The sequence below is a fragment of the Pseudooceanicola algae genome (genome assembly GCF_003590145.2).
Lineage (GTDB): Bacteria > Pseudomonadota > Alphaproteobacteria > Rhodobacterales > Rhodobacteraceae > Pseudooceanicola > Pseudooceanicola algae.
The window spans coordinates 827,211-844,465 of the sequence record NZ_CP060436.1 but is presented as its reverse complement, the minus strand read 5'-3'; the positions used below and the strand labels follow the sequence as shown (position 1 = coordinate 844,465).

Below are 17,255 nucleotides of genomic sequence, written 5' to 3'. Positions count from 1 at the left end.
AATCAAAGGATCTCACATGACCCGTACCGTTCTTGAATCCAAATCCAAGACCGTGACCATCGGCTTCGACGAACCTTTCTGCGTCATCGGTGAACGTATCAACCCCACGGGGCGCAAGAAGCTGGCGGCCGAGCTCGAGGCCGGGGATTTCTCGACCATTGAGCAGGACGCGCTGCTGCAGGTGGCCTGCGGGGCGGCCGTGTTGGATGTGAACGCCGGCGTCGTCTACAACTCCAACCCCAACCCGAACGAGACCGAGCCGCCGCTGATGCGCGCCGTGATCGAGATGGTGCAGGGGCTGGTGGATGTGCCGCTCTGTATCGACAGTTCCGTTCCCGCCGCTCTGGAAGCTGGCCTCGAGATCGCGGAAGGTCGCCCGCTGGTCAATTCCGTGACCGGCGAAGAGGAACGGCTGGAACTGGTCCTGCCGTTGATCAAGAAGTACAACGTCCCCGTCGTGGCGATTTCCAACGACGACAGCGGCATCTCCGAAGATCCCGAGGTCCGTTTCCTCGTCGCCAAGAAAATCGTCGAGCGGGCCGCGGATTTCGGCATTCCCGCACATGACATTGTCGTCGATCCGCTGGTCATGCCCGTCGGGGCCATGGCCACCGCCGGGCGTCAGGTCTTTGAACTGGTGCGCAAACTGCGCGAAGAACTCGGTGTGAACACGACCTGCGGAGCCTCCAATATCTCATTCGGGCTGCCGAACCGGCACGGGGTCAACGCCGCCTTTCTGCCCATGGCGATCGGAGCGGGCATGACATCGGCGATCATGAATCCGATCCGGCAGGTGGAGATGGAAGCCGTGAAGGCCGCGAACATGCTGATGGACCATGACCCCAATGGGGCCGCCTGGATCGGCTTCTCGCGGGTTCTGGAAGCCGTTAAAGAGGGCGCGACCTTCGCCGAAGCTGCAAAGGCAGCCGCCGCCGCCGGCAGCGGTCGTGGTGGCCGACGCCGCCGCCGGAGCTGAACCGACCCTTCCGGGACGCGTCGCATTTCGCCCCGGCCTGCCCCGCCATGCGGATGCATGAAAAGAATTTCTGCAAGGCGCCTGTTCCCGGACCGGCGCCTTTTTCCTGTCTGACGGCATGTTTTGCACGGCGGTCGGCAGGTCCACACCGGGGCCGCCCGACCAAGGTCGTTCAAAACCCATCTAAACCCTCTCCCCCCGTAACTTCGTCTTAACACGCACGGCCCTATCACCGCTTTGACGCAATGGAACGATGGGAGTCAGGCATGCACCCGAACCTTTCGCTTGCCCTGGGCAGGTGGACATGACCGAGCCGCTGGTCCTTCAACCGAAGCTGGATCTTCCGGCTGCCGCCCCTCTGGCTGAGGAGCTCAAGACGCGCATGACCGGCGATGTCCAGCTCGACGCCAAGGATGTGACGCAAATCGGCTCGCTCTGCCTGCAGGTGATCCTGGCGGCCGCGACCTCGCTGAAAGCAGGCGGGCATTCTCTCAGTCTGACGAACGTCAACGACCGGGTGGTCGAACAATTGGCCCAGATGGGCTTTTCCCCCGAAACCGTGTCGGAGGGCCGGGTATGAGTTTGACAATTCTTGCCGTGGACGACAGCCGGACAATGCGGGACATGATCCGCATGGCGCTGATGCCTGCCGGCTTTACCGTCCACCTGGCCGATGACGGCATCCACGGGATCGAGGTGCTGGAAGGCATCGATCCGGATGCGATCATCACCGATATCAACATGCCGCGCATGGATGGGTTCGGCTTCATTGATGCGGTCCGCGATCAGGCGGATCACCGGGCGACACCCATCCTTGTCCTGACCACCGAAAGTTCGCCCGAACTCAAGATGCGGGCGCGGGAAGCCGGGGCAACGGGCTGGATCGTCAAACCTTTCGATCCTGCAAAGCTGGTCAAGGCCTTGCAGATGGTTGCAGGATAGGAGGAGCCGCAGATGTCCGATCAAAATGACCCGATGGCAGAAATCCGCGCCTCGTTCTTCATCGAATGCGAAGAACTGCTTGAGGCGCTGCAGGACGGCCTGCAGGAACTGGATGATGGTTCCGAAGACCCCGAAACGATCAACGTGGTGTTCCGCGCCGTCCATTCGATCAAGGGGGGGGCCGGTGCCTTTGGGTTGGAAGCCCTGGTTCGGTTTGCGCATCGCTACGAGACCGTCATGGACGAGGTCCGCAACGGCAACATGCACCCCGACAGCGAGGCGATGAAGCTGTTCTTCCTCGCCGCTGATCACGTCTCGGACCTGGTACGCGCCTGCCGCGACGAAGCCCCGCTGCCCGAAGAGACCAGCAAGGAACTGCTTGCACGCCTCGACGAATTGCTGGGCGAACAGGGTATCGAGGAAGAAGAAGAAGCCTCGGCCGACGATTTCCAGCCGCTTGGCGTCGCCTTCTCTCTCGACTTGCCAGATATGGATGCAGGACCGGAAACCGGCCGCTACACGATCAGGTTCAAACCCGAGCAAGAGCTGTTTGCCACCGGCAATGAACCGCAGATGCTGCTGAAGAACCTCTGCGCTCTCGGCGAGGCACAGGTCAACTGCGTCACGACGGATCTGCCCGATCTCGACGGTCTGGCGCCCGAAACCACCTACATCGAATGGCTGATCGACCTCGAGACCGAAGCCGCAGAGCCCGAGATCCGCGACATCTTCGAGTTCGTCGATGGTCTCTGCATGCTGGAGGTAACCGGCGGTCCCGATGGACCGACCCCAAAGGGCGAAGGCACGCCCGATGACACCCCGCCTGTCGAGACCGCCGCGCCTGATCCCGTCACGCCCGATGCAACTCCCGCGCCCGAACCAGAGGCCGCCGCCAAGCCCGACAAAGTCGTCGAAATGAAGCGTGGCCCTGCCGAGAATTCCAAGGACGGCGGCGATGCGGAGCCCAGGAAGGCCGCGGCGCCGGCCCCAAAATCCGTTGTCCGCGTTGATCTCGAACGGATCGAGCGCCTGGTCAATCTTGTCGGGGAACTGGTGATCAACCAGGCCATGCTGTCGCAAAGCCTCGACGAGGCGGGCCTGTCGCCACACTCCGACGCGATGAACGGGTTGGAGGAATTCCAGCGGCTGACCCGCGACATCCAGGATTCCGTGATGATGATCCGCGCCCAACCGGTGAAATCGTTGTTCCAGCGCATGTCCCGGATCGTTCGCGAATCCTCTGCCGCCGTCGAGAAGGAGGTCCGCCTTCTGACAGAGGGCGAGGCCACCGAGGTCGACAAGACCGTAATCGAACGGCTTTCGGATCCATTGACCCACATGATCCGGAATTCAGTCGACCATGGTCTTGAAACCCCCGACGAAAGAGCCGCCGCAGGCAAGCCAAAGGCCGGCACCGTCACACTCACGGCGGCGCACCGTTCCGGCCGGGTCATCATCGAGATCGCCGACGACGGCGCCGGGATCAATCGGGAAAAGGTCTTTCAGGTAGCGGTGAAGAAGGGGCTTGTCGCACCGGACGCTCAACTATCAGATACCGAAATCGACAACCTGCTCTTCCTGCCCGGCTTCTCGACAGCCAGCCAGGTATCCAGCCTTTCAGGCCGCGGCGTCGGCATGGATGTGGTCAAGACGTCTATTCAGTCCCTCGGCGGACGGATCTCAATCACGTCGGAAAAGGGCAAGGGAACGACGTTCTCCATCTCCCTCCCGCTCACCCTCGCCGTCCTCGATGGCATGGTGGTGAACGTCGCCGGTGAAACCTTGGTGCTTCCGCTCAACGTGGTGGTGGAAACTCTGTCACTCGGTGCCGATGACGTTCAGATGTTGCGCCCCGGCTCATATGTCGTCCGTGTCCGTGGCGGTTTCGTTCCGCTCTACGATCTCGGCGTGATGCTTGGCTACCGATCACAGCGCAAGACCGATGCCGGGGCGATCGTCCTCCTGATCTCTCTCGAAGACGGCAATCGGGCGGCTCTTGTCATCGACGGCATCCAGGATCAGCGACAAGTCGTGATCAAGGGACTTGACGACAGCTTCTACCGGGCGCCCGGCATCGCCGCCGCCACGATCCTGGGTGACGGACAAATCGCCCTCATTCTTGACCCGGCCGATATCATTGCAGGCGTCGGTAACCCGCGCGGCGGGGATTTCATGCTCTCGGAAAGGAAGATCGCAAATGAGTGATCAGGCACAAACCAACGACCTGGAGCTGCTTACGTTTCGAGTGGCAGATCAGGAATATTCGCTCGACATCATGTCCGTCCGCGAAATCCGCGGCTGGACCCGGACCACACCCATGCCTCACGCTCCGGACTTCATGCGTGGCGTCATCAACCTGCGCGGTACGGTCCTACCGGTCATGGATCTGGCACGCCGCCTCAACCTGGCTTCGCAGGAAACCAACGACCGCAATGTCATCATCGTGGTCAAGCTTCAGGGCACGCTAACCGGGCTGCTTGTCGATGCTGTGTCCGATATTGTCGCCATCACCGAAGACGATCTGCAGATCCCGCCGGACATCTCGTCCGAGCCGCACATGTCGGTTGTTCGCGCCCTTACGGTCATAGACGACCGGATGATCCGGGTGTTGGACTTGGCCGCTGTTGTGCCCACAACCAGTGACGAAGCTGCATGAGGACGTCCGGACCCGATACTGCGGCGCAATCGATGGACAACAAGTCCTTCGCTGCGATTGCCGCCCTCGCCAAAGAGGAAGCCGGCCTCATCCTGCCAGAAGGCAAGATGACCATGGTGCAATCGCGCCTGCGCAAAAGGCTGCTCGAAACCGGACAGCCGACTTACGAAACCTACTGCAAATTCGTCTGCTCGAATGAAGGCACCGCAGAACGTCGCCTCATGATCTCTGCATTGACCACCAACGTATCGCATTTCTTTCGGGAATCGCATCATTTTGACATGTTGCGGACCAAGGTCGTACCAACGCTTCTTCAAAAGGCGCGCGATGGTCAAAGAATACGGATTTGGTCCGCCGGTTGTTCAAGTGGGCAGGAGCCCTACTCCATTTCAATGTGTCTTCATTCAGCGGCGCCTGAACTGGTCAGCCGCGACATCCTTATCCTTGGAACGGATATCGATCCTGCGATCCTCGAGAAGGCCGAGGCCGCCTGTTATTCTGAACAGCAGATCTCAGGAATTCCGGAGGACATGCGCAAGAAGTACCTGGAACATGCCAACGGTGGGCAATTCCGCGTCAATGCGGACATCCGTCGCCTTGTCCGGTTTCGGGAACTGAATTTACTTCGGGAATGGCCGATGAAGGGCGCCTTCGACGCCATATTCTGTCGCAATGTCGTGATCTATTTCGACGCTGCCACGCAGGCGTCACTCTGGCCCCGGTTCCGGCAACGGATCGCAAACAACGGCTGGATCTTTCTGGGCCACTCCGAGCGGATCTCGGATTCAGCCCTACACCTATTCGAACCAAACGGAATGACGGCCTATCAAGCGGCCGGGTCCGGATCATCTGCCATCAGGAAGGAATGATTGCATGGCCCTGCGAGACCAGATCAGAATCATGGTTGTGGATGACATGTCTACGAGCCGCGGGTTGATCACCCAGGCGCTGGATGCATTCGGGATCCGAAATGTTGCGTCGACATCAGATGGGCCTTCCGCGCTGAAAGCTTTGGAATCCGCCCCTGTGCACCTGGTGATTTCGGACTTCAACATGCCCGGTATGGACGGGCTGCAAATGCTGCATCACCTCAGGACCAACGCCAAGACCAAGGGGGTCGGGTTTATCCTGATTACAGGTAAGGCCGACAAGGCTATCATCGACAAGGGTAAACAGTTGGGAATGAACAATTTCTTGAAAAAACCCTTTGAGCCGAATGATCTGCGCGCCTGCATCGAGGCGGTCGTCGGACGACTCTGATGCTGGCAGATCCCCCAAAACAGGGTGCTGTATCGGGCTCAGATCGTGTCGATATCACGGCACCGGGCATGGTGTCGGTCCTTGTAACCCAGGTCGGCTCGCTGCGAGGATTGACTGCAGGTCTGGAAGAAGCACTTTCTTCCAGCCTCTGCTCCTGCAGCCCCTTGAGCGAAGAGGCCTTCGTGACCTTTCAGCGCATCGACTACATGCGTCAGGCCTTGAAGGACATCGAGGGTTTGCTGAGCCAAGTCGGTCCGAACCTGAATTGGAGCGATCCCGACGCGATCACCTGGGAAGCACTGGCCAGTTCGGTGGATATGGAGGACAGCATCCAGGGCTTCGCAAAGGAAGGCAGCCCACCCATTCTCCGAGACAAGCCGAAGGTGGAGCCCGATGCCGGCGAACCTGATCTGTGGTAGCCCCTTTATCGAAGCGCGACATCCCAAGGGCCATTAGAGGATTGTCAGTCGAGAGTGTCCTGACTTCCGTGTAACCTGGAACCGGTCCATGCTTCCTGAGAAGAGCAAGGACGATGACGATTTCCAAGGAACTGCTGGACGTACTGCTGAAGGGCGGCGAGCGGCCTGATGATCTATCTGATCTATCTGCTTGGCGATGACGGCTTGATGAAAGAGCTGAAGTTCAAATTGATGGAGCGGATGCTGGGTGCCGAGCTGACCGCGCACCTGGGCTATGAAGATGGCAAAGATGCTCCGGCCGATCAGTCCAACCGGCGCAACGGCACATCCTCCAAACGGCTGAAGGGGCAGGACGTCGAGGTGCCGATTGCCGTGCCGCGCGACCGCGACGGCAGCTTCGAGCCTGAGCTGGTGAAGAAGGGCCAGACCCGGATCGATGGGATGGATGACAAGATCATTGGCCTCTACGCCGCCGGTCTGACGGTTCGTGACATCCGCACCCATCTCGAGGATGTCTATGGCCTGCAAGTGCCGCCCGAGCTGATCAGCCGCGTCATAGATGCCGTTCTGGACGAAGTCCGGGACTGGCAGAGCCGCGCGCTGGACTGGATGTATCCCATCGTCATTTTCGACGCTCTGCGGGTCAAGATCCGCGATGCTGACAGCCGCATGGTCAAGAACAAGGCTGTCTACGTCGCTCTTGACGTCAACAGGGAAGGCATGCGCGAAGTTCTTGGTCTTTGGATCGCCGACAACGAGGGTGCCAAATTCTGGCTCTCGGTGATGACGGAACTGAAGAACCGCGGGGTGCAGGACATCCTGATCGCGGTCGTGGACGGTCTGAAGGGCGTCCTTGACGCCATTACCGCAGCCTTCCCGGGCACGGCCGTGCAAACCTGCATTGTCCACCTCGTGCGCCACTCGCTGAACTTCTGCGCCTGGAAGGATTTCAAAGAGGTGGCCGCTGACCTGAGGCGTATTTACAGCGCCCCGACCGTTGATCAGCCAGCCGCCGAACTCGATGCCTTCGAAGAAAAATGGCCCGGCAAATATGCATCAATCGCCCCTGCTTGGCGCAGGGCCTGGCAGGAGGTGATCCCGTTCTTCGCCTTCGATCCGGCCATCCGCAAGATCATCTACACCACGAATGTGACCTGCCCCCTGCTGGTCCCTCATTCATAACGAGAGTCTGAACCGGGTGATCCGCAAGTCCATCAAGACGCGCGGATCGTTCCCCACCGAGGACGCCGCCACAAAGCTGATCTACCTGGCAATCCGCAACTTCGAGGAAGGAGACCGAAATGTCCGGAAATGGTTTGCCGCACGCAACCATTTCGCCATAATGTTCGAGGACCGCTTCAATGCGTGACCGTATCTGAAACCCGTATGAGCCAGACCAGATACACAGAGCTCATGACACTTCCAGTCGGCATTTTTGCAGATCTCCGGCTTGAGGCGTGAATTCCCCTTACCCCGCTGACGTCATGGCACGCGTTCGATCTCGGCAGTGCCGAGGGCCGAGAACCAGTTCATGAGGGCGATGCGGAGCTCACCTCGATTTCGGCGATCTGGCGGTCGGGGTCTCTCGCGGCGATGCGCTCGCCGAAGGCTTTCAGGCAGCGCATCCAGTGACCGGCAGTGCATTGCGCAGCAATGTCACGGGAGGTTTCGCTTCGACCCGACTTCGGGCGTGATAGCCCGTCCAGCGTTTCCAGAAGGCCCGGCCATAGTATCGGGTGGCGCGCAGGGTTTCTTCCGGACGCATGCCGCCGGGCAGTCCTCCTTCCACAGACGTCCGTTTCTGCGGATCGGAATGATCGGGACAGCATCACGCCCGATGATGGCCTTGTGGCAGCGGCGCGTGTCATAGGCGCCACCCATTGCCCGGCAAGCGATTGCAAAGCAATCTGCCGAGAGGGGGCGGTGACGGTGCCAATCTGCTCGCCTGCCGGGATCTGGCTCAGCAGGTCTGGCAGCACGGGGCCGTCGCCGTCGCGGCTGAGGGTAAATTCCACGGCGCGGATGTCCGAAGTGGCCGGATCCATGGCCAGATGGACCTTGCGCCACTGCCGTTGGCCCTGCGGGCCATGCTTGCGGGCCTGCCATTCGCCGTCGCCGAGGAACTTGATGCCGGTGCTGTCTGTCACCCGGCAGGGTCATGCGCAGCATGATCCCGAGAGGGCACGAGCAGGTTCAACGGCCCGTCAGCACGGCGATAGGGGATCTGCACGGCCAGGGTTTTCTGCCTGCGGCACAAGGTGGAGAAGCCCGGCACGGGCCAGTCCAGCTCCGCTAACCGGAGCAGGCTGGCTACCATCCCGGCGGCCTGGCGCAACGGCAGCTTGAAAAGGATTTTGATCCCCTCTCGGGACATTGCTGCGCAACGCCCTGCCGGGCAGTGGACAGGCAGAACCGGATAGCGGCATCGGAAAAGACCGGCGGGCGTCCCGGCCGCCCGCCACGCGGCGCGTGCCAGGTCATATCCTTGTCCACCCAGATCAGCAGAGACCCTCGCTTGCACAGTGACGCGTTGTAGCTGGACCAGTTCGTCGTACGATAGCGCGCGGGAGGTGGCTTGCTCATGCAGCCCATGCAACCGAATGGATTCGCGAAGTGAATCCTCTGGCGTCAGAGATATGCAACAACGCCCCAGGCGACGTGTCTGGTGCAAGAGCCATCTGCTAATCTTCTCCGCCAGTTCCCGGTGGTTGAGCCGATGGGCTGCATCACCGATGTCAGCACCTGCGATACGCACGGGTTTCGCAACACAAGGCACGGTCCGGCAGCGCATGGTTTCCTACACGCGAGGCACCAATCAAAATGCGCCTTCCGGTCAATCCGCCGAGAAAAAACGCCAAGCCCGGAGACCATCGACAGCGATTACAAATGCGCGCAACGAAGTGCACTGCGCGGGGGAAAACCTCGGTCGCACCATCTGGCGAAACTGGAAGAAATACCACCACCATGCGGCGTCGAGACGAAACGTCTCGAGAGAGAGGTTCATATGGAAATACCCCGTCGGTCAGGGGATGCACTGCATGAAGCGACTGAGGCAGCGCCACATTACGCGGGCCCTCGACCGGCAAGTTGCGGAAGTCCTATTCCGCATCGCCCTCAGGACCGCATGAGCCGCACTTGTCATCCCCACTACAAAGGCCGTGAGACCAACGCTACAGGAGAAAGGCGAGGTCCTCTCAGCCACGCCTGTATCCAAAAGAGCCAACCCGAGCCCGACGGCGCGCCCGGAGCCACATCTAACAACTACTCCGGGCAACATGCGCACGGGGAATGTTTCATCGATGCCTACCCTTTTCCCACCAGTCTCAAAGGCCAAGACGGGAAACAACTGTGGACCAACGAGGTGTCGAAAAAGATCTTTTCGCCCGTCTGGGCAGCCCTGGTGATGTCCTTACGGGAGTGGAGGGGATCATCCATTGGCAAGCAATCGCCGGAAATCTCCTTGAAACTGCCGCGAGGGAAGCCTTTTGCTCGACAAGTAATCACCTGACGCGTTAAACAACCTCCGGTGAAGAACATGCTGAAATCCGCGAAAACTCTGCAGCGCCGCCTGCCCTCTTGCGGCGTCAGGAAACCGGCCAGCTCGGCGGGAGGGACCGGGAAATGATGCGTCGTGACTATCTCGAACATCTGACAAATGCCCAGAGCATCGAAGAACTCTGGACGCTTCATTGCGACAAGATGGCTGATTACGGCTTTGACCGGCTTCTTTACGGTTTCACCCGTTATCGAACCCCTACATCTCTGGGGGATCCCGAAGACTTCGTGATTCTGACCAATCATCAAGCTGAGTATCGCGAAGCATTCCTTGGCAAAGGCCTTTATTTTCATGCCCCCATGGTCCGCTGGGCACTGGAGAACGAAGGCGCCTGTTCTTGGCGCATTCTGGGCGAAATGACCAACAACGGCGTATTGACCGAAAGCGAACGCCGGGTGATCGAATTCAATCGATCAATGAATGTCACCGTGGGATATTCGATCTCTTTCAAATCCATTTCTCCGCGCACCAAGGGGGCTATTGCGCTGACGGCCCGTCCCGGAATCGATCAGGACGAGATCGACGCGATGTGGGCCGAAAATGGCCGCGATATCGTCATCATGAACAATGTCGCGCATCTCAAGATCCTCACCCTGCCCTACACCGGCCTTTCGCGCGAATTGACCCGGCGCCAGCGCGAAGCACTCCATTGGGTCGGGGACGGCAAGACCACCCAGGATATCGCGCTTCTGATGGGGCTGACCTCGGCCACGGTTGAAAAGCACCTCCGGCTTGCCCGCGTCACTCTGAACGTCGAAACCACCGCTCAGGCGGTTCTGAAGGCCGCCTTCCTAAACCAGATCTACGTCCTGGACGCGTGACATCAGGGCCGAGTCGCGCAGGCTGCCCGGATAAAATCCTGAAAACGTGAACTTCTGCGGCGAATTCGCCCGGAAAATGCGGCGCTTCAGCAAACAAATCTCTTCAGAATTCCGCAAAAGGTTAGGAATTCCTTACTTTTTGGCCCCCAATTAACCTTGGGTAAGGATTCCCTTACTTTCGACCTCAGGTTCCAGGTCGCATGGTGAGGATGTTCCGTGAGTGGTGGCATTTAGGCCATGGAACACCGACCAGAACCCTTGTGATTACAAGGCCCTACAGGTCGACCGGGAAACCGGAAGCCGGTCGGCGGGCGTATTGATCCGCTCGTCGCCCGGCATTGCGAACGCGGGCCCTTCCATCCCCAAACCAGGGGGCTCCTGTTCTTGGGCGGTGTCGGTTGTCCCGGCCGACACCGCCACCCGCTTCAATCCTCAAAGGATCTGCCGAGTGCGCGCCAAGCCAAAGCCACCAGGCAGGCAGCGCCGAGTGCCGCAATGAAAAACGGCATGGTGAGCGCCAGTTCCCGCGGCAGGATCCTGTCGGCACCGCGGGTGATCCAGCCCGACAGGACCAGGCCCAATGGCATCATTCCCCAGGCAAGAAGCCGGTAGAGCGAATTGACCCGGCCCAAAAGGGAATCCGGGATGGCCCTTTGGCGATAGGCGACCGAGATGGTGTTCCAGATCAACCCGGCGCATTCGAAGGCAAAGAGGATCAGCGCCACACCAAGCGCGCTTTGTGCCAGTGGCAGCGCCAGAAATGCCAGCGCCGAGAACAGCAATGTCCATTGCGCCCCGCGTCCACGCCCGATCGCCCGCACGACCCGGTCCCCCACGAAACCGCCAAGGATTCCGCCCAAAGCCCCCGCTGCCAAGATCAGCCCATAGGCGCGCGGGCCGAGGCCGAGGTTTTCCTGAACATGCAGTATCAGCGCGATGACCACCATTTGATGGAGCATGTTCCAGACACCGGTGACCCAGGCCAACAAGCGCAGGACCGGTTGCCCCTTGAGAAACGAAAACCCCTCGGCCACTTCGGCGCGCCAGTTCCGCCCCCCTTGCGACTGGCGGGGCGGCACCTTCATGCGCAACACGATCAGCACCGCAACACCGAGGGCCAGCGCATTGAAGGCAAAGGGTAAAGGCAGACTGACAGCGATCAAGACAGCACCTATCGAAGGCCCCAGAAGCGCATTTCCGATCAACTCGACGCTCCAGAGGCGGCCATTCGCACGCTCCAGCGCCGCCGGGGGTACAAGGCTTGGCACCAGCGTCTGTGCGGCGTTGTCACGCAACACCTCGGCGCCGCCGATGACCAGAGCGGTCAGCATCAGCAGGGCGAAGAGACCAGGGTTAGAAACGCCACTGACCGGCGCCGCCTTCAGCGGCAGCGCCCAAAGGATCGCCACCGCGGCGACGGCGAAACAGCCGCAACGCAGCCCATCGGCGATAAGGATCAACCGGCGGCGGTCATGGCGGTCGGTGATCAGCCCGGCCGGGATTGCCCCCAGGGCCCAGGGCACGCGCAGCGCGACCGGCATCAGCGCCACCAGCAGAGGGTCTCGGGTCAGCAGCGTCGCGATCCAGGCCCATGCCAGCGTCGCAATCCCGTCGGACAGGTTGGTCAGACCGCTGGCAGCGATGAAACGGGTCAAGGGGCCGGCAAACAGGGTCTGCAAAGGCTTCGACTGCATGAGATCCCCGCCATTTCGACCGGAGACTGCGGCCCGGCCTGATCGCGGTCAACCCTATCGTCGCCCTGGCCCGGCCGGAAGGGACAGCTTGGTGCAAAGGGGGCGGAAATGCAGAAAGGGCCGGCGATTGCCCGGCCCTTTCGCGATCGTCCTGAAAATGCGGTTCCCGCGGGGAAACCCGCGGCCTCAGACTTTGGCGGCCTTGGCGACTTCGGCTGCGAAGTCTTCCTGGACCTTTTCGATGCCTTCACCAACTTCGAGACGCACGAACCCGGCGATCTCGACACCGGCTTCCTTGGCCGCGGCCTCGACCGTCAGGTCGGGGTTGATGACGAAGGACTGCCCCAGAAGCGTGACTTCGGACAGGAACTTCTTCATCCGGCCCTTGATCATGTTCTCGATGATGTTCTCGGGCTTGCCGGATTCACGGGCCTGCTCGGTCAGAACCGAACGCTCGCGCTCGACCAGCGCCTGGTCCAGGTCGGCTTCGCCGAGCGAGGCCGGGTTGACGGCGGCGATATGCATCGCGACCTGCTTGCCGAAGGCTTCGTTGTCGCCTTTCAGCGCAACCAGCACACCGATCTTGCCCATGCCATCCGCAACCGCGTTGTGCACGTAGGACACGACCTGATCGCCTTCGATGGAGGCCATCCGGCGCAGGGTCATGTTTTCGCCGATGGTTGCGATCTTGTCGGTGATCAGGGTCTCGACCGGCTTGCCGTTGACCTCGGTGGTCTTCAGCGCGTCGACATCGGCAACACCGAGCGCGGCCTTGGCGATCGAAGCGACCATTTCCTGGAATTCGGCGTTCTTGCCGACGAAGTCGGTTTCCGAGTTCACTTCCACGGCGACGCCCTTGCCACCTTCGACCGCGACGGCAACGAGGCCTTCGGCGGCGGTACGGCCGGCTTTCTTGGCCGCCTTGGCGAGGCCCTTGGTGCGCAGCCAGTCGACGGCGGCTTCGGTGTCGCCGTCGTTTTCGGTCAGCGCCTTCTTGGCATCCATCATGCCTGCGCCGGTCATCTCGCGCAGTTCTTTAACCTGTGCAGCAGTGATCGCCATGGGGGATCTCCTTACATCTGAAATGGGGTCCGGCCGCGACTAGCACGCGGCCGGTGACAATTCTGTAACGCAGCCCCGAAGGGCGCGCGCCGGGGCTCAGGCCTCGGCGGGGGCTTCGGCGGTGACTTCTTCTTCGACCACGTCAACGAATTCACCCATGTCGACGCCGGCCGCGCCCAGCTGGGCGGTCATGCCGTCGATGGCTGCGCGGGAGGCGAGATCGCAGTACAGCGAAATCGCACGGGCCGCGTCATCGTTGCCGGGGATGATGAAGTCGATGCCGTCGGGCGAGCAGTTGGTGTCGACGATGGCGACAACCGGGATGCCCAGCTTCTTGGCTTCGGCGATGGCGAGCTGCTCTTTCTTGACGTCGATGACGAAAAGCAGGTCCGGCACGCCGCCCATTTCGCGGATCCCGCCGAGCGAGGCCTGCAGTTTGGTCTGTTCGCGTTCCATGCCCAGACGCTCTTTCTTGGTCAGGCCTTCGGCGCCGCCTTCGAGCTTCTCGTCAATTTCCTTCAGGCGGTTGATCGACTGGGAAACGGTCTTCCAGTTGGTCAGCGTGCCGCCGAGCCAACGGTGGTTCATGTAGTATTGTGCGCATCGCTCTGCGGCATCGGCGACGGGCTGGGCAGCCTGACGCTTGGTGCCGACGAAGAGAACACGGCCGCCGCGGGCGACGGTGTCGCGGATGACGTTCAGCGCCTGGTCCAGCATCGGGACGGTCTGCGTGAGGTCAAGAATGTGGATGCCGTTACGCGCGCCATAGATGAACTCGCCCATGCGGGGGTTCCAGCGTTGCGTCTGGTGGCCAAAGTGAACGCCAGCTTCGAGCAGCTGACGCATGGAGAACTCGGGAAGAGCCATGGTCGTTTACCTTTCCGGTTTGCGCCTCGGCGGGGGTAGAAGCGGATGCTTCAACCGGTGGACCTTTGGGGATGTCTCCCCCATTGGCCCGAACCCCGCCTGCGGGTTTAATGGCGGTCCATTAGCGGGAGGGAGGAGGGAAGGCAAGAGGTTTTGGGCAGAAGGGGGTAATCACCCCGCATTCCCGCGATAACGGAATATAAAGAGGGGGCCTGCCCCCCGTCTCCGTGCCGGAGACTCCCCCCGGAGTATTTTCGGCCAGGTGAGAGAGCCGGGGCGGCTCTGGGCCGTTCTATTTCCCTTGCGTTTGCGATGGTCTCTGGCGACAAGGCGGCATGACGACACGCAAGGACATTCTCTGCATCGGGGCGGTGCTCTGGGACATCATCGGACGCTCGGCCAGCCATATGCGCCAGGGATCGGATGTGCCGGGGCGGATCACCCGCCTGCCCGGCGGCGTGGCGATGAACATTGCCATGACCCTGGCGAATTTCGGCATGCGTCCCGTTCTGCTGGGCGCTATCGGGCGCGATCCCGAAGGGGATGAACTGGTCGCGGCCTGTGCCGGACTGGGGATGGATATCACGCATCTTTATCGCTCCGAAGATCTGCCGACGGATCGCTACATGGCGGTCGAGGGCGCAAACGGGCTGATTGCGGCCATTGCAGATGCGCATTCCCTGGAAGCGGCCGGATCCAAGATCCTGCGTCCGCTGACCGATGGGCGGCTGGGCCACGCCAAGGCGCCTTTCGACGGGTTGGTGGCGCTGGATGGCAACCTGACCCGCAGCCTGCTGGAGGAAATCGCCGCCGCGCCCGCCTTTGCCCGCGCCGATCTGCGTGTGGCCCCCGCATCGCCCGGCAAGGCCGAACGCCTGATGCCCTTTCTGGCCCACGGGCGCGCACTGCTTTACGTCAATCTGGAAGAAGCCGGTCTGCTGTGTCAGGCCGATTTCAGTGATTCCGCCGAGGCGGCAGCCGGGTTGCTGGCCCGTGGGGCGTCGCGGGCGCTGGTGACCGATGGTTCCCGTCCCGCCTGCGACGGCGGCCCCGAGGGGCTGATCAGCCTGCCCCCGCCCGAGGTTCTGGTGACCCGTGTCACCGGCGCGGGCGATACATTCATGGCTGCCCATATCGTTGCCGAAGCCGAAGGCGCTTCGCGGCAGGAGGCCCTGTCTGGGGCGCTTCGGGCGGCTGCACGTTACGTTTCGGGCGAAACCGCCCTGTGAAGTTCTGAAAGGCCCCTGCTCATGTTCTCTCTCAAGAAATCCGCCGAACTGATCGCCGCACAAGAGGCCGGCAAGCCGGTCGTGGCGCTGGAAAGCACCATCATCACCCATGGGATGCCCTATCCGCAGAACCTTGAGACCGCGCGCATGGTCGAAGACGACATCCGCGCTGCCGGGGCGGTGCCGGCCACGATGGCGGTGATCGATGGCCAGCTGCATGCCGGGCTGGAAGCCGAGGAGCTTGAGGCGCTGGCCCGCGCCAAGGACGTGGCCAAGCTGTCGCGCGCCGATCTGGCCGCCTGCATGGCGCAGGGTGGCACAGGGGCGACCACTGTGGCCGCAACGATGATCGCCGCGCGGCTGGCGGGTATTTCGGTCTTTGCCACCGGCGGCATCGGCGGCGTGCACCGCGGGGCCGAAGACAGCTTTGACATCTCGGCCGACCTGGCCGAACTGGCGCAGACAGCCGTGACCGTGGTCGCCGCCGGCGCCAAGGCGATCCTCGACATCCCCAAGACGCTGGAAGTGCTGGAAACCAACGGCGTGCCGGTCATCGCCTATGGCCAGGCTGCCTTCCCTGCTTTCTGGTCGCGCGATTCCGGCCTGACCGCGCCCCTGTCGATGAACAGCGCCGCAGAGATCGCGGCGTCCCACAAGATGCGTGCCCTTCTGGGGCTACCTGGCGGCCAATTGGTCGGCAACCCGGTCCCCGAGGTCGAGGAGATCCCGAAATCCGAGATCACGCCGATCATCGGCAAGGCTCTGACCGAGGCTCAGGAACAAGGGATCAGCGGCAAGGCGGTCACCCCCTTCCTGCTGCAGCGGATCTTCGAGTTGACCGAAGGGCGGTCGTTGGTCACCAATATTGCGCTGGTGCGCAACAATGCCCGTCTGGCGGCGGAAATCGCCCGGCATCTCGCGGCATAACTGTGCGTTCCGTCAGGTCCGGCGAATTAGAACGGTCCGGCCATTGTCGGATCGTCCCGAGGCGCCTACCTTCCCTTTTCGTGAGATATGAGCGGTTCCGGACATGAACGACCCCCTGCAAGACCACAACCCGCAGCGACCGGGCCTGTTTGCCCGGCTGCGGTCGTCCTTCCTGACGGGGATCGTGGTGATCCTGCCGGTCTTCCTGACGATCTGGTTGTTCTGGACCCTTCTGGGATGGGTCGATGGCTTTGTCCTGCCGCTGGTGCCGGTGCGGTTCCAGCCCGAGCAGTACATCGGCATCAACCTGCGCGGCGTCGGGATCATCATCTTCCTGATCTTCACGATCATGGTGGGCTGGCTCGCCAAGGGGCTGATCGGGCGGTCGCTGATCCGCTACGCCGAAAGCATCGTGGACCGGATGCCCTTTATCCGGTCGGTCTATTCCGGGGCCAAGCAGATCGCGGAAACCGTCTTTGCGCAGCAGGACCGCAGCTTTGATCAGGCCTGCATGGTGGAATATCCGCGCAAGGGCATCTGGGCCGTCGGCTTCATCTCGACCGAAGCGAAGGGTGAAATCAATCTGCGGGCCCAGACGTCATCGCGGCTGCTGTCGGTCTTTGTGCCGACCACACCGAACCCGACATCCGGCTTTCTGCTCTACTTCCCCGAAGAGGACGTGATCCCGCTCGACATGACGATCGAAGACGCGGCCAAGCTGGTGATCTCGGCCGGGCTGGTCTATCCGCCGTCACGGGACGAAACGGCGCAGGTGCTGCCGGTCGGCGACAAGGTCAGCGACAAGGCTGCTGAATAACCCCCGAGACAACAGGCATTCCCCGCCAT

At 61.6% G+C, this 17,255-nt stretch carries 15 protein-coding genes and 2 pseudogenes; 13 read left to right on the top strand and 4 right to left on the bottom strand.

Annotated features, from left to right (window positions below; all coding sequences use genetic code 11):
• Positions 1–16 precede the first annotated feature (16 nt).
• From PSAL_RS04055 to PSAL_RS04015, 9 genes and pseudogenes are all read left to right on the top strand, one after another.
• Positions 17–976 (top strand): methyltetrahydrofolate cobalamin methyltransferase, encoded by a 960-nt coding sequence (locus PSAL_RS04055; RefSeq protein WP_119839999.1) that lies wholly within the window; start codon positions 17–19, stop codon positions 974–976.
• A gap of 304 nt (positions 977–1,280) precedes the next feature.
• A complete protein-coding gene (locus tag PSAL_RS04050; protein ID WP_196222829.1) occupies positions 1,281–1,556 on the top strand; it encodes an STAS domain-containing protein in 276 nt (91 codons plus the stop codon).
• Positions 1,553–1,918, top strand: a complete 366-nt coding sequence (locus PSAL_RS04045; protein ID WP_119839997.1) for a response regulator — start codon at positions 1,553–1,555, stop codon at positions 1,916–1,918. Before PSAL_RS04050 ends, PSAL_RS04045 begins: the two co-directional genes overlap by 4 nt.
• Before the next feature lie 12 nt (positions 1,919–1,930).
• The gene (locus PSAL_RS04040; RefSeq protein ID WP_119839996.1) at positions 1,931–4,123 is read left to right on the top strand and encodes a chemotaxis protein CheA; all 2,193 of its coding nucleotides are present in this window, start codon (positions 1,931–1,933) and stop codon (positions 4,121–4,123) included.
• The gene (locus PSAL_RS04035) at positions 4,116–4,574 is read left to right on the top strand and encodes a chemotaxis protein CheW (RefSeq protein WP_119839995.1); all 459 of its coding nucleotides are present in this window, start codon (positions 4,116–4,118) and stop codon (positions 4,572–4,574) included. The genes PSAL_RS04040 and PSAL_RS04035 overlap by 8 nt, the downstream gene beginning before the upstream one ends.
• Before the next feature lie 32 nt (positions 4,575–4,606).
• Complete coding sequence (locus PSAL_RS04030) at positions 4,607–5,443, top strand: CheR family methyltransferase (RefSeq protein ID WP_231388606.1); 837 nt, start codon at positions 4,607–4,609, stop codon at positions 5,441–5,443.
• A 4-nt stretch (positions 5,444–5,447) separates the two neighbouring features.
• Positions 5,448–5,834, top strand: a complete 387-nt coding sequence (locus PSAL_RS04025; RefSeq protein ID WP_119839993.1) for a response regulator — start codon at positions 5,448–5,450, stop codon at positions 5,832–5,834.
• Positions 5,834–6,253, top strand: coding sequence for a hypothetical protein (locus PSAL_RS04020; RefSeq protein ID WP_147407644.1), 420 nt, complete (start codon positions 5,834–5,836; stop codon positions 6,251–6,253). Before PSAL_RS04025 ends, PSAL_RS04020 begins: the two co-directional genes overlap by 1 nt.
• A 113-nt stretch (positions 6,254–6,366) precedes the next feature.
• Positions 6,367–7,622 (top strand): annotated as a pseudogene (locus tag PSAL_RS04015) (IS256 family transposase).
• A gap of 113 nt (positions 7,623–7,735) precedes the next feature.
• Here the strand turns inward: PSAL_RS04015 and PSAL_RS04010 are convergent.
• Positions 7,736–8,836, bottom strand: a pseudogene (locus PSAL_RS04010) (IS5 family transposase).
• A gap of 1,038 nt (positions 8,837–9,874) precedes the next feature.
• On the opposite strand from PSAL_RS04010, the gene PSAL_RS04005 reads away from it, so the two are divergent.
• On the top strand, positions 9,875–10,630 hold the full coding sequence (locus PSAL_RS04005) for a helix-turn-helix transcriptional regulator (RefSeq protein WP_119839991.1): 756 nt from the start codon (positions 9,875–9,877) through the stop codon (positions 10,628–10,630).
• A 425-nt stretch (positions 10,631–11,055) separates the two neighbouring features.
• Here PSAL_RS04005 and PSAL_RS04000 read toward each other — a convergent pair whose 3' ends face one another.
• The 3 genes from PSAL_RS04000 to rpsB all read right to left on the bottom strand — a co-directional run bounded on the left by PSAL_RS04000 (position 11,056) and on the right by rpsB (position 14,253).
• Positions 11,056–12,324 (bottom strand): MFS transporter, encoded by a 1,269-nt coding sequence (locus tag PSAL_RS04000; RefSeq protein WP_119839990.1) that lies wholly within the window; start codon positions 12,322–12,324, stop codon positions 11,056–11,058.
• Between the two features lie 186 nt (positions 12,325–12,510).
• Positions 12,511–13,386, bottom strand: a complete 876-nt coding sequence (gene tsf / locus PSAL_RS03995) for a translation elongation factor Ts (protein ID WP_119839989.1) — start codon at positions 13,384–13,386, stop codon at positions 12,511–12,513.
• A 96-nt stretch (positions 13,387–13,482) separates the two neighbouring features.
• Entirely contained in the window at positions 13,483–14,253 is a 771-nt protein-coding gene (gene rpsB, locus PSAL_RS03990; protein ID WP_119839988.1) for a 30S ribosomal protein S2, read from the bottom strand.
• Positions 14,254–14,588: 335 nt separating this feature from the next.
• On the opposite strand from rpsB, the gene PSAL_RS03985 reads away from it, so the two are divergent.
• The 3 genes from PSAL_RS03985 (at position 14,589) to PSAL_RS03975 (ending at position 17,226) form a co-directional block, all read left to right on the top strand.
• Positions 14,589–15,482 carry a PfkB family carbohydrate kinase gene (locus tag PSAL_RS03985; RefSeq protein WP_119839987.1) on the top strand — a complete coding sequence of 298 codons (894 nt, stop codon included), beginning with the start codon at positions 14,589–14,591 and terminating at the stop codon, positions 15,480–15,482.
• Positions 15,483–15,503: 21 nt separating this feature from the next.
• Positions 15,504–16,409 (top strand): pseudouridine-5'-phosphate glycosidase, encoded by a 906-nt coding sequence (locus tag PSAL_RS03980; protein WP_119839986.1) that lies wholly within the window; start codon positions 15,504–15,506, stop codon positions 16,407–16,409.
• A 103-nt stretch (positions 16,410–16,512) separates the two neighbouring features.
• Positions 16,513–17,226, top strand: a complete 714-nt coding sequence (locus tag PSAL_RS03975; RefSeq protein WP_119839985.1) for a DUF502 domain-containing protein — start codon at positions 16,513–16,515, stop codon at positions 17,224–17,226.
• Positions 17,227–17,255: the final 29 nt, after the last annotated feature.